This window comes from Dyella japonica (assembly GCF_040545895.1).
Classification (GTDB): Bacteria; Pseudomonadota; Gammaproteobacteria; order Xanthomonadales; family Rhodanobacteraceae; genus Dyella; species Dyella japonica_D.
Genome location: NZ_JBEPMU010000009.1, coordinates 89,023 through 102,477, shown reverse-complemented (window position 1 = coordinate 102,477; position 13,455 = coordinate 89,023). Strand labels below are relative to the sequence as shown.

At 56.8% G+C, this 13,455-nt stretch carries 11 protein-coding genes and 1 pseudogene; 10 read left to right on the top strand and 2 right to left on the bottom strand.

What is annotated here, in order from left to right; translation table 11 throughout:
- Positions 1-390 (top strand): autotransporter domain-containing protein (locus ABIC75_RS22495; protein ID WP_354016130.1); only part of this gene is annotated, 390 nt, incomplete at its 5' end.
- 189 nt (positions 391-579) lie between these two features.
- Here the strand turns inward: ABIC75_RS22495 and ABIC75_RS22490 are convergent.
- A complete protein-coding gene (locus tag ABIC75_RS22490; protein WP_354016129.1) occupies positions 580-768 on the bottom strand; it encodes a hypothetical protein in 189 nt (62 codons plus the stop codon).
- A 398-nt stretch (positions 769-1,166) separates the two neighbouring features.
- On the opposite strand from ABIC75_RS22490, the gene ABIC75_RS22485 reads away from it, so the two are divergent.
- On the top strand, positions 1,167-1,307 hold the full coding sequence (locus ABIC75_RS22485; RefSeq protein ID WP_354016128.1) for a hypothetical protein: 141 nt from the start codon (positions 1,167-1,169) through the stop codon (positions 1,305-1,307).
- Between the two features lie 438 nt (positions 1,308-1,745).
- A complete protein-coding gene (locus ABIC75_RS22480) occupies positions 1,746-1,955 on the top strand; it encodes a hypothetical protein (RefSeq protein ID WP_354016127.1) in 210 nt (69 codons plus the stop codon).
- Positions 1,956-4,888: 2,933 nt separating this feature from the next.
- Here ABIC75_RS22480 and ABIC75_RS22475 read toward each other — a convergent pair.
- Positions 4,889-5,153 (bottom strand): annotated as a pseudogene (locus ABIC75_RS22475) (IS5/IS1182 family transposase); the annotation flags it as partial.
- A 334-nt stretch (positions 5,154-5,487) separates the two neighbouring features.
- Between ABIC75_RS22475 and crp the strand changes: the two are divergent.
- The 7 genes from crp (at position 5,488) to ABIC75_RS22440 (ending at position 12,252) form a co-directional block, all read left to right on the top strand.
- Positions 5,488-6,252, top strand: a complete 765-nt coding sequence (gene crp / locus ABIC75_RS22470; protein ID WP_354016126.1) for a cAMP-activated global transcriptional regulator CRP — start codon at positions 5,488-5,490, stop codon at positions 6,250-6,252.
- Between the two features lie 264 nt (positions 6,253-6,516).
- Positions 6,517-6,762, top strand: coding sequence for a carbon storage regulator (locus tag ABIC75_RS22465; protein WP_354016125.1), 246 nt, complete (start codon positions 6,517-6,519; stop codon positions 6,760-6,762).
- 52 nt (positions 6,763-6,814) lie between these two features.
- Complete coding sequence (locus tag ABIC75_RS22460) at positions 6,815-7,183, top strand: HU family DNA-binding protein (protein ID WP_354016133.1); 369 nt, start codon at positions 6,815-6,817, stop codon at positions 7,181-7,183.
- 100 nt (positions 7,184-7,283) lie between these two features.
- A complete protein-coding gene (locus ABIC75_RS22455; RefSeq protein ID WP_354016124.1) occupies positions 7,284-7,493 on the top strand; it encodes a hypothetical protein in 210 nt (69 codons plus the stop codon).
- A gap of 775 nt (positions 7,494-8,268) precedes the next feature.
- Positions 8,269-8,526, top strand: coding sequence for a TraB/GumN family protein (locus ABIC75_RS22450; RefSeq protein ID WP_354016123.1), 258 nt, complete (start codon positions 8,269-8,271; stop codon positions 8,524-8,526).
- A gap of 1,693 nt (positions 8,527-10,219) precedes the next feature.
- Entirely contained in the window at positions 10,220-10,783 is a 564-nt protein-coding gene (locus ABIC75_RS22445; RefSeq protein WP_354016122.1) for an OmpA/MotB family protein, read from the top strand.
- A gap of 878 nt (positions 10,784-11,661) precedes the next feature.
- Positions 11,662-12,252: a YSC84-related protein gene (locus tag ABIC75_RS22440; protein ID WP_354016121.1), complete on the top strand. Its 591-nt coding sequence runs from the start codon at positions 11,662-11,664 to the stop codon at positions 12,250-12,252.
- Positions 12,253-13,455: the final 1,203 nt, after the last annotated feature.

Genomic DNA, 13,455 nt, shown 5'->3' with positions numbered 1-13,455 from the left:
GTGGCCTATCAGCACAACAGCATCGACGACCTCATGCTCAGTGGTGCGCGCGTACAACAAGAGGCGGCCAGTGGTTGGATCGCTCGCCTGGGCGTACGCGTCAAGGGCGATCTCGCCATCGGCTCGGGACTGCTGCAACCCTATGGGCGCGTGAACGTGTATCGCTCGAACACCGGCGATGACATTGCCACCTTCATCGGTCCGACGGGAACCACCGCCATAAGCAGCGGAAGTGATTACAGCGCGGGCGAAACGGCAGTGGGCATGACATTGACGTTGACGCCCGAAGTGAGCTTCTACGGGGAGGCCGGTTACCTGTGGAATATCGGCGGCGATGCCAGGGTGAAGTCCTCGATGGAGGCCTCGCTCGGCATCAAAGTGCGGTGGTAGGGCAGCGGTGAATGTACAGGTGGGGCGAGATACGCCACATCTGGCAATGAGTGAGGTGTGCTGGGCCAGATTTGTCGGGAATGAGCAGTCATTCATAGCATCTGCTCGATGCCCTGAGCTAGACCGTTAGCTAGCATGACGGTCTCTGTCGTTAGCAATGAACTTCCCTTTTATACCCGCCTGACACATTTACTCATTGGCCAGAAAGTCCTTTGGCGGCAGGCGTCGTTGCCACCTCTCACGGAGTCCCTTGCGTTGAACAGGTGAGGCGAAAATGTAATTGTCGACGCCGACAAGAAATTGATCTTGCTGCTCCTTGCTTAAGGCGCTGAATTCATAAAGCAACCGTTCGACAAAAGGCTTTGCGATCTCTTTCATTACGTTGTGTCCTTGTTCGATCTGTAACTCGCTTAGAGAGATTTGGAGTCTGAAGGGTATTGCCATCGACCGGAAGAAATTATAGGACTCGCCTCAATTTTTCTGGTTAATGAACGCTACCCTCGACTGCGAATCTGGGGCGCGTCTGAGTCATCGATAGATACTGGAAAATTTTTGTTCTCGTCACTGAGTTCAGAGGCCGGACTTTCTGATAGGTATGAGCTTCGATGGCGCAGTTGACATTCTCCATGCCGAGTGCGCGGGCAAGCGCTACCAATCCGGCGTGAAGCGTTCCTGTCGGAGATGGACCGGCCTTGCTGAGCTTGATCGAGCCCCACTACCCAAAGCCTGGTCGCGGTCACCGCCTGTACCCGCGGACAATGATGAGTGTCCATTTGATGCGGTGTTGGTTTGGTTACGGCGATCCGACGATGGAGGAGGCGCTGTACTGGATCGAACCGTTGCGCCAGTTTGTGCAGTTGTCGTTGCTCGATGTGATGCCCGACGAGAAACCATGCTCCGCTTCAGGCACCTACTGAAGCGGCAGGGCCTGGAGGAGATGATGTCGAAGTGTTCAACAGTGATCCGGCCCGGCGAGGTCTGTTGTTGTTTCAAAGTGCGGTAGTGGATGTCACGATCATTCATGTTCCGTCGCCGACAAAGAGCAGCGGCAAAGCACGCGATCCAGACAGACATCAGACGACAACGGGGAGGTAGTGGTGCTTCGGGATGAGGGCGCACATCGGTGGGGATGTCGAATCGTGGCCGGTGCACACAGTGACAACGACGCCCGCCAACCTCGCGGACGTCACCAAAACGGAAAAGATGCTGTACGGCGAAGAGCCCGGTGTTTGGGCTGATGCGAGCCACACCGGTACTGACGAGTGTGCTGCACTGAAGAGAAGGGCACCTGCGCTGGCACGTCGTGGTCAAGCGAGGCGCGATCAAGGCGATGGCGGACGACGAACTGAAAGGCGGTGACGAAGTACGTTGATTACCTGACGGGGGCGGTACGTGCGAAGTTGGAACATCCGTTCCAGGTGATTAGGCGGCAGTTTGGCTGCCAGGCGGCGCGCGTCAATGGCTTGACAAAAAAACACGGCGTAGCTGTGGATGCTGTTGCGCTGTTCAGTCTATGTGTGACTCGGCGACGATTGCTTGCCATGGCGGGAGAGCTGGATCTGTGATCGAGGAAATGACCCTCAAAATGACGCCAGTGGCGACTTCATGTCGACCTATCGGCTCGGCCGGGCATGAGTAGCCATGCCGGTACGCCGAGTACGTCTGGACGGTTGGCTTGTTCATATCATTCTTAGCCGCCCCTTGTGCGTCTATTCCGTTCGCCTGGCATTGCCGCCCCAACTAAGGGGGGGGCACTCCTTGAACTGCGGCCTTCTATATATCTCTGCCATGTAGTTGACGCCCCTGCGCTACTGAAAACGGGCGTCGCCGTAGTTGTACGAATCGCCCTTGGCTAGGGGTGCAAGTGCTCCGCTGAGCTGTCGAGCCGAGCACTTCAACGCGTTCTGCGAAGACCATTTCAATCTTTTCCTCAACTGCATTGCCCTACCTGTTCGGCATCGAAGCTCCCGATCCGCGAAAGCCAAGCCATCTGCGGCGGATACATCTCAGGAGGCAATCAAAATGTCACTCGAAAAGCTGGCCAGCCTTGCAACCTTCGTCCGCCTTCTGCACAAGGCATAACGCTGGACAGCCCGTTACAGCAGGCGCGTGGCCTGACTGATCCGGGGAGGTACGCCAGGTACGAAAGGAGCCCAAGGCCATCCTGCATCGCAATCTATCGAAACCCGCCCACTCTACGAAGGCGCTGCCGACCTCGCCAAGGCCGATACCGCCTGATTTGATACTCCCGGATTCACCATTTTCCTAACGATCAACCGACCCGATCCCTCGGCTTGCTTCAGGCTCATTTCGGAATTGGAAGGTACGGGACGGACCAAGGCAACTGCCCGGCGACCCTTCGAGCGATTGACCTCGCCTCTCTGCAATCATCCATAAATGAGCTTTGTCTGATGGTCGACGGCGATCTATACAGCTATGTTATTCATTTGCAGAGGTCGCTTGACGACAATCGCTCCTGTGGGGCGAAGGTCCCCAGTCGAACCGTTATTCCAGGGCACGATAGGCATGGTCCCAAAGACAACCAAAGAGTCTGGCCTGGGCGTGCAGCCGATGGTCGTTGCTTTAGGTTTGGCGTGGGTGTTCCGTGGCCCATTGTCACGCACTACAGAGGCCACGAGCCGGCCCAAGAGCTGTGGCGGCAAGAGCGCGAGCGCCCTACGGGCGCAGCAAATACACCCGGGGGGGCGTATTGACGCATACAAGATTCGAGCTGTGAATTCGATAAACATGAAAGTGCCACCCGCAAAGACGCGTGCAACTGCACCCCAAGAAGGCAGAAAATTACGCCCGATCCATCAAGCCATGGATCAGATGTATGCCGAAATTCGTTGGGCGCGGCTTGGGAAGCGCGTCGCGAAAAGACGCCACTACGAAAGTTACGAAAGCTTTATTGCGAGAGGTGGCGAAGTTGAACGCCTTCCTTGACGAAAGAATCGACTATGTCGTTATGAACGCCCGTGTGCCGCCGCGGGGTGATGCATGCGGCCTAGAGTCCACCGAATAGATCAACGGCGTTTGACCAGTGAGCGGCTTGAGTGCGGCATGCACCTGTTAGAGGGTACGGATTCGTGTTTCATCCGAATCGATGATCATCTGATCGATGACCAACTGGCCTCGAATGGCTTTCTTCGTGCAGGCTCATGTTTCGCGCGCTTTGGACAGATAAGCCTCGGCATCAATGCCATCTAGATTCATACGCGAGTCGATTTCGCATTGGCTTAAAGCGTGCGAAGTCGTGTGCATAGTTCATACGGCTCCGTCTTTTTTATACTGCTAGCGATCATGTGGTCATGGAAGCGAGTGCACAGAGTGATGGTCGGGATAGACATCGGCGACCTGGCTACGATGTCATCATCAGTCGCCGGTGCCATTCAGTGCTCCCGCCAGCTTTGGTAACGAAACGGCCGGCGAACACTGCTCTGATCCGCGAGCCGCTGGTTGCATTTCGTCGCGAACAAGCCACGACCCGCCGACGCGGTCTTCGCGGTTGCGGTCGACTATGGCTTTATAAGCCAGGCATGTGACAAGGGGTTATGTTCCTGGGTTCATACGCTTCTGAGGGTTCAGTCGTTCCACTCGAACAGTTTGCGTATTCCAGGCATTCGGCCCTGGCTTTGATGTTGGGAATTCACCTGTCCTGTACGGGTGAGGGTGTAAATCACCGCAAATGTTTCGTAGCGCCCGGTGCCCCTTCTCTCCCCTTAGGGCGCCGGGTTTTTTTGGGGAGCTCTTGACCAAGACATATTTCCCATCGCAAACCTATTTATCGTCCATGATGAGGAGGGGCGGTGAGAGCTGTTACGCCTCTCGGATATTGCCCATCAAACGGATATGCGACAAGAAGGCAGTGGGCCGTCATCAAGCGAAAAAGTTATCTTGGATTGGATCGACAATTTGCAGCATGGATTGGAGGAGATGGCACGACACTGTTTGTGCTGTCGGAAGGTCCTATATCTTCCAAGATTGTTGCGCTCTGCAGCGGAGTTTCTATCGCGACCACATGGTATCCATCTGTGTAGTCTTGGCCCGGCGTTCAGGTGCATTGACGAGATCGCATCAATGGCCGAAATAAGCCATCTTTGATCCGGGCCCTAGATGACAAAGCCATGCGAGAGATGAGCTGAGAGAGGATCGCTTCTGTCCTATGACGGGCATGACGTCAACATCATCAGCTTATGCGGGCTTCTGTTGCTCAGGACCGCATCTTGTCGTTGTCGCGCATGGCAGCTCGCGCTGCAGGAATCCTGCGGCACGGAGCGCAGGAGTAGTCGTTCAACTCGGCAAGTACTTGGTCATGTTTGGGGGCTGTAGACGGGGCGAGCACGTGCTCGGGTGTTGATGCCGATCAATAACATGATGGGCGAACAGGTCAATCGCTGGACACCAGCGGTGTGGTCGATGATTGGATCGCGTTCCACAACAGGTTTGTCTCATCGTCGGGAATCGCATCCTCGCTCAGTTCAAGATCAGCGAATCAACGCATGGACTGCGATCTCATAGAGGGCAACCTCCATTGCCTGGTCACCCAGCGGATACCGTTTTCTGTATGAGGTGAACACGCAATTTGATCGACATGACCATCGGCGGGCGATCTCGCCGACCATCGCGGTGATGGTGTGGTTTGATCAGCACCAGTAGGTCGGTTCAGGCACTATGCGATGCATCATGCCAAGGAGCCGCCCGCGCCGGATCGGTTTCTTTTTGGCGTCGAAACTCAACGATACAAGCGAGCGCTGCTTCATGACGAGGAGGCATCCAGCGACGAAAAGCAGATCATGCCGATAGAGGATGGCGCCCATCTTTAGGGCATGTCCGATATCTCGCCTACTTGCCCAAGTGTACGATGCGGCTTGATAAAGCAGGTATTTCTCAAGGACCCTCTGCCCAAGTTCTTTTGGGCGTCATGGAGCTTGATAGCACTTATCGCGTGACTGACGACTCCGACTTATGAAGTCAGTGGGCGATGCACTGGTGCTTATCTCGCTTCGGACGAATTGTGAAGAGATTGCTTATGGACGCTAGCGAAAGCTCGCCAAATCCGGCGTTGATGTCACAATGAAATGAAGAGTCGTTCGAATGCAACTTAAATATCAGTTACAAAAAGCTTTTGAGCTTTCCAAGGCACCAGTGCACTTCGCTCCTGATCCCATCATGATGGATCGTTTTCTGTCTCTTTGCCAGCGTCGCCGTTATCCGAGCAAGACAGTCATCGTCCGACCGGCCGATGCGGCCAATAGACTGTATTACGTCGTCGACGGCTCCCTCGCCGTGTGCACGGAGGACGAAAAGGGCAATGAGCTCATATTGGCTTATGTCAGCAGAGGGCAGTTCATTGGTGAAATGGGGTTGTTCGTTGAGCATACTCAGTGCGAGTCAATCGTCCGTACTCGCACTGCCTGCGAGATGGCTGAGATCAGCTACGAGCGCCTGTTCCAACTGATGGAGGGTCCGTTGCGCGAGGAATGTCCGAAACTCCTGTTCGCGCTCGGCTCCCAGCTCGCTAACCGCCTGCTGCGTACCTCCCGCCAGGCTCATCGCATAGTCTTTATGGACGTGACAAACCGCATCTGCAGGACACTGCTTGACCTTTGCCATGAGCCAGATGCAATGACCCACCCGGCGGGCACGCAGATCCGCGTCTCGCGCCAGGAAGTGAGTCGCATCGTTGGCTGCTCCCGCGAGATGGTTGGGCGCGTAATCAAACAGCTTAGGGAGCACGGCATGATCGACGTGATGGGAAAGAACATCGTGGTGCATGGCACCCGCCAAAGCTGTGCACCCACATCACCAGGAAACCATCTAAGTTGGTTACCTATGCTTGATCAGCATTGCTCGCTATGAGTGCCTGGCTGCTGATGGCAAACTGTGCTCGTATATATCAGTCCGGCCGTAATGTGACCGGTTCTATCTAGCGATGCAATCGGTACGAATCGCTCTGGCAAGAGCCAACGCGCTTACTCCAATTCGGATAAATCGATCCATTGCCATCTTCGACCGAGCGAAAGAATCGATGATCCTTGTCAAATAAATCGGGGCTTCCTTAGGTTCGAACTTGCATCAGAGTCCAGTATCTCCTCCTGTTACGGACGCCAATGCACGTCGTTGATGCGACAGCGTGAGCACGACGACACACGCGACGGAAACGGTGCCGCTTCGCTGATGCTAGAACTCATCCAACAACCCGGTGAAGAGATCATGATCGGCGATGCCATCATCGTCACAGTGATGTCCGTGGTCGACGGCCTAGTACGTCTTACTATTCAAGTGCCGCGTGAAGTTGCGGTGCTTCATGAGGAGTTGATCGAGCGCCGTGTACCGCCAAACGAGAGCGATGCGCTTTTCCATTCTTAGCACCCCCGTCGCCATGCCAAACCACGCTTTACCCATCCATGGAGAAAACGCCATGACAAATAAAGCCTCGACTAGAAAACCCGCCCTTCCTAACGCCCGCCTCCTGACACCGGTCAAGGAGGTGTTCAGCAAGACTGCCCTGGTTGCGCACATTGCCGCCGAAACGAGTCTCGCGGCCAAGGACGTCCGTGCCGTGCTCAGCGCCCTGGCGGAAACGGCCCAGGCATCAGTGCATAAGAATGGCGTCGGTCAGTTCACCATGCCTGGTGTGCTGAAGATCACGGCCGTGCAGGTGCCCGCGAAACCCAAGCGCAAGGGCATCAATCCCTTCACCAAGGAAGAGCAGTGGTTCGCCGCCAAGCCGGCTACGGTGAAGCTCAAGATCCGCGCGCTGAAGAAGCTCAAGGACGCCGCACTGTAATCGGACATTTGTCGTCGCCGCTGACACAGGATGTCGACTATAGAGAACGGCGCCCTGGTCGGGATCGTGATCCGTGCGGTAGCCGGTCGCCGGCAAATGGATGAAGGGTGGCGGCATTGGTCTGCTGCTGGGTATCGTGCTCGACGTCGTCAGTGCCTTTGTCGCTGGCTGGCGCATGGGAGGGGCTGGGCATCCCCATGGGCAGCGACTGCTGGCTTCGCCGATCACGGTGACCGTGGATGCGGTACTACTGTTTTTCGGTCGGCTCATCCTGCGAGTGTTGAATATCCAGGACCATACGATGCCATAGCCTCTGATCGGCCCAGCATTCGTGCATATCGACGTATCTATGGTTTTCGGAAGCACTAGTAGTCATAGGCATCTGATCAATGAGTCAGTATGAATGAGTGTGGAGTAATAGCCGGTAACGATAAGGTGGCGCCTAAAGCGACGATGGCGTTTCACTTGCACACGCATCCCGTTCGGATGGTGAGCTCGGCTGCTCGCCGCTGGTTCATTGCGTCGGATGTGGTGCGTATCGTGGGGAGTGTCGGCCTGCATTCCATTCGACAATGCGTACCCCTGAACCACCAGCGCGAGATGGCACTTTGTCTGCCCGAGGGCGGACTGAGGATGCTGGTATTTTCCGAACAGGGCCTTGAATTAGTCCTGGCCCAGCGACGCACCGCTTTGGCAGTGGGGTTCCTTGCGAAGGTAGCTACGCTCCCGTGAAAGCGAACTTACCCTTCGATACACGGGCACCTATTCGCCTGGACGATGCCAGGCTTGACCGCGTTCGACGCGTCGTCCCGCATCAGCCAACGGCAGGTGCGACCAACGTGGTCTACGATACGTACGAGTCTGTCGATGTCGAGTCGGTCTCGCGTGAGCACATCATCATTGAGAGGCGACCTCGATTCACCACGTCCCGGCAGTCAATCTCGAAGCCGATGCGGAAGCGATGCGCCAACGCCCTCTACCATCCACTGTCACGGAAGCGCAAAGCACCCACTTCACTCTTTCTTCCGAGGTACGAATGCTGGTCGAACGCCTGGTGTAGGCGATGAACCTCGGAGCGAGATCAAATGGTCGACCTGCTGGCCCCGTCGCTCGTGGCTAGCAGCATCGATGTCGACACATACCACGAGGTGATGATCCACCGGTGTAACACGCGGTGGATGGCGCGGATATCGGCAATGCTTGACCAAGGGCGCGTGTTGGTTCTCGTGGGTGCCGCGCACTCGCCGGGCAAGGACGTATTGATCGCGGGCTTGCGGGAACGCAGATATCGCGTTTCGCCCATTTGGCTACGGGCAGGCGGCACCGCCAGTGGTGATCGGTGAGGGTGGATGGAGCGCGACGGCACGATCAACGGTGTTAACACTGGCTCATCACGGGAGCCGGCGTTCCTTGAGCGGAGTGGCTTGGGTGCACTTCGGGAACTTCGCGTGACCGCGCAACGCTTGGGGTTCACCCTGGTCACACCGGCATGGAAAGGTGCTGCTGCGAGGTACCGGTTCCGCTGTGCCCAAGGGCACGAACTGAGCCGAGGCGTGGGCCCCGTGCGACGTGGCACCTTGGCGTGCATCGAGTGCGCATGGTTGGCCCGTAAGGCCCAGTTACTGGGCCAGCTACACCGCCGCGGCATCACGTGCGACGAAACCACCTTGCATGGTCTGACTCAGCGCCATCGATTCGTGTGTGCCCACGGTCATGCCTGGACGACCCGGCTCAACGTGCTGAGGTCTGGCAGCGGCTGTCCGGTGTGCGCTCGATGCCGAGAGTCCGCGCGCCGGACCTTGAGCGATGGGCTAGAGCGACTGCGGCAGGCGGCCGCAGCGCACGGCGGCCGCTGCCTGGATACCACCTATTGCGGCGGGCGAGCAGACTATGCGTGGGTCTGTGCCGCGGGTCACCGCTGGCGAGCACGGGGCCATCGTGTGCTGCAGGGCGCCTGGTGCCGGCGGTGCGCCAATCACCAACGAGGACTGGCGCGCCGGGATGTATACGGGCTAGAACGGCTGCAGGCCGCTGCGGCGGCGCACGGCGGCCGGTGTTTGGCCGATACGTATCAAGGCGTCAACGTTAAATACCGTTTCCAGTGCGCAAACGACCATACGTGGCATACCCTCGGGGCGCTGGTGGTTGCCGGGGTGTGGTGCCGGCGCTGCGCAGGCCGGCGGCACGCGCTGACGATCGAGACCATGCAGGTTGCCGCGGCCCATCACGGTGGCCACTGTCTCAGTGATACCTATGTCAACACCGCCACCAAGTTGACGTGGCAATGCCAGCGGGGGCACGTGTGGCAAGCGGTGCCGAGCAATATTCTGTACCAGAAAACCTGGTGCCCGAACTGCGCGCGCCTACGGATGACCAAGCACCCCCTCCGTCGCCAACGGTACGACGTACACGGATGAACACCGACGCAAGTCGATATCGCACGTCGCGTCATCGCGGATGCGCCCAGGCAGGGCGTTTTCCTCGCTTTCGTATTGACTTGCGAGGTACCCATCACGAAAACGGCCCAAGCAGGGGTAGAACCCCGTCAATCATAACTTTAGCCGAAATCTTTACCGAATCCCTACCGTCTTCTATTACGTAATTACATGTATGTAATACGTCTCGCCATTTACTGGAATGGGCGGCGCGTAGCTCTCGTGCATGCCTGCACATTTCCCACTATGGCCGAGAACGATGCGCCAAACGATCCTTGACGCATCTGCGTAGTGCTGCACTACTTCAGCGCGATGCATATTGGAGAAATGCGGTGCTCCGCCACCTCGCAGCCGGGCCAGGGGGGGCAATTGGCCGGACTGCCTCTATACGAGCTTGCTCCGCCGCAGCCTCGACAGTGAGCGGTTGCCACCGACTGACCGAACGGCGGGATTACTGGAACTGTAGCTCCTTTTCCCCTTGAGGTGATTTCATAGCTGCTTTCTTCACAGTGTGTCGGCGAAGATTATCGAGCCGGACCGCAAATTTCTTTCGGAACCGATATTGCCTCCGCGAAACTTTCTCGACCAGAGGGAAATCCCCATGACGAAATTTCGGACACTGTGCGTATTAGGTATAGCGGTGCTGATGGCGGGTTGTGTGTCGCAGCAGAAATATGATGCATCACAACAAAAGAATGCTGAACTCGAGGCACAGTACCAGCAGCTCAATCAGAGCATGAACTCCGAGATCTCGTCCCGCGATGTGAGCATCACGCGAATGCAAGACGCGATCAAGGTCTCGGTCAACAGTCAGTTGCTATTTCCCTCGGGCGGATGGGAGATGTCACCTGAGGCTAAGACGAGTATTGCCAAGGTGGCTGCAATCCTGGCACCTCATCAGAAAAACAAGATCAACGTGAATGGCTACACAGATAGCACGCCAATAGGTGCGGAATTGATGAAACAGGGCATCACGACCAATCTCATACTGTCTCAAAAGCGAGCTGACAACGTTATGCAGTTCATGATCTCGCAGGGCGTCAAGCCGGATCTTGTTTCGGCTCATGGCTTCGGCGAGAACGATCCCGTTGCTTCCAATGAGACGGAGGAAGGCCGGGCGAAAAATCGTCGCGTGGAGCTCACGGTAGCGAGTTCCGGCAAGTAACATGGCAAGGAGTCAGGGCGCACCGGAAATGTGTACCCCTAACTATTGGATTTCGCCAAAAATCGAGCCGAGTTTTAGGTCCGGCGGCAGGAGGTTGCGATGAGCCACCCTTTTGTCGGGCAGCCGCCTGCGAGTTCGGCAGGCGCTTTGATATTAGCCTTCGGCGCCTGGTCATGCACATTCATCGCTGATTTCCAAATTGGCTTCCTTCTCCTTGCCCTGGTGCCGGGTCACTGACTCGCTGTGGCAGGCAGGCGCATTTGTCCGCTTGGGGAGCCCGGCGTAGTCTCACCCAGCAAGAGTGTATGCGGCAGGGCGAAGCTACCGAAAATGCGCTGCGTGAACGGCTTGTTGGCTTTCTCGGGGCGAGTGCCGCGATCTCGCTCCTGGCCCGGCCGGGCAGCTTCGCAGCTGGTCGGTGACGATCTTGCGCGGCGCCTCAGGGGCGGCCGCCTCAGGGTCAGCGGCGAGAAGCGTTGCCTGCGCCAAACCTGTCACACCAGTGCCGGATCGTTCCGCAGCTGATGACCACGCCATGTTCGAACAGCAACTTCTCGATATCGTGCGGGCTCAGTTGAAATCGAAAGTGCCACCTTGTCGCCTGGCCGATCACCACCGCGGGGAACAACAGATCAGTGTGATGCAGCGACTTCCTCTTTTTCATCGGTCGTGCTTACGACATCGCAAACGTAAAATGCCTCTAGGAATGCCGCTGTGATGAGGCCGTTTGCTCGTCTTGCCATGCGGTTTTTGGATAGCAGAAATGCGTGGCATGGCAGGGATGACGGGCTGGCCGCATAGGTAGAAATACGATTGTCCGTTGTTCTATAAGGAGTCAAAGTGCTTTTGCTGCGTACATTGCCTAGGGAGTCAACGCCATGTTCAAGCAGATGCGATTTTCTAAACTCATTCCCTTCCTAGCCATGATCATCGTGTGCTCCTTGGGGGAGGGGGCTTTTTTCTCTGGCAGCGCCCATGCTTCGGAGGCATCAGGCTCGAATGACCCGTCGCTTGATCGCGACAGTTTCGCCGCGCTAAACGCGTTGTACGTGAGTGAGCCAAAGGCCAAAGCACTCGCAGGAAGAGCCAGGGCTATCCTCATCTTTCCGAGTATTGTCAAAGCCGGCCTTATGGTTGGCGGGTTAAGCGGAAATGGTGTGTTGATCGAGCATGGAAAAGTCACCGCCAAGTACAATATTTCAGCGGCGTCATTCGGCCTTCAGGCCGGTGCGCAGAAGTTTTCCCAGGTGATGTTTCTCACTAACAACTACTCGCTCGACTATCTCAATAAGTCGGGTGGTTGGTCGGTGGGCGTGGGGCCAAGCGTGGTAGTCGTGGATTCCGGTATGGCGAAGTCCTTGACCACGGACAATCTCAATTCCGACGTCTATGTATTCATCTTCGGACAGCAGGGGCTAATGGCTGGCTTGGGCGTTCAGGGCCAGAAAATCAGCAGACTCTCCGATTAGTCGGCAACTACCAGCAGGTAGTTCGGTTTATCTCGAAGCCGGGGCAGCGCCCCGGGAGCTGGCCCAAATAGGCTCGCCATGGGATAGATCACTAAGAAAGCGAGAGTCATCGCGCCATCTGGGAATGGTTAACCAGCGCAACCGGTTCCGCACATCAGCAGCCACTAAGTTGAAGGTATGCCGACAGGCCCATTCCTTGGGCCTCTACGTCGCTACTCATACAATTTCATCGGCATGCAACGTCTCACGACAGTGCCAGGATGCGTCGCGGCGTAAGAGGGCTTGCGACGTGGCCCAGGTAAAGGCGCCCGATGCCTATGTTTCACATCGTCCTGCTCTCCGCCGCTCCTCCCCAAGGAGCGGCGAACGAAGAGCTCAGTGTGCTCGCAGATCCCTTCAAGCGACATCGGACTTGTCTGAATATCTGCGCTAAAAATCATCTCAGCGCCATGCAGTGTCGGTTGAGCCTGGACGGGCGCGTTTCCAAGGGAAGGTGAGCCTGATGGCCAGCAGGAAATCGGGGTTGGTTGATCATCGACGGGATGATCATCGATTAGGACGAAACACGAATCCGCCTCCTCGGTCGGATGTCTGCTGTACTTGACGGCATTCAAACACTTGAGTTAACGCCTGCCGGGAACCGCCATGCTCGCGTGGCATGGATCATCTCGGTGTTCAAAGGCCTGGGCTATCGTCAGCTCAAGCGTAGTAGTCGTAGACCGGTATTGCGCTGTCCGTGCCGTTTCAGCGGGTTTAGCCGTGCCCAGGTCAACCTCACCAAGACCGGTGCCGTCCGATTCGATAGTCCTGCACTCACCGCTTTCGTTTCATAACGATCAACCGACCCGTCCCTCGGCTCGCTCCAGGCACATTACTGAATTCGAAAGTACTTCCGGACGCCTTTGCCGAACGTTGCGCCCCTCAAATAGTCGCTCACTTAGGCGCTGTCCGATAGTTTTGATGCGGCAGGCGCTTCAAATTAGCAGTGTCGAGAGCGAAGGCGCGGGCAACGGACTCCCCCGTCAGCTAGATGCTCTCGCAACTTTCCCGCTACCAGGAAGGTGGATGTCAACGATCTTCGATCAGCAATTTGACTGATCCGGCGCGTCGGTGACCGGGAGTGATGGTCAGCCTGTGTCGCGTTGAGTCCTTCTATGACGGCATCAACGAAGTACTTCATTGAGATCGATACGGCTGCGTGCC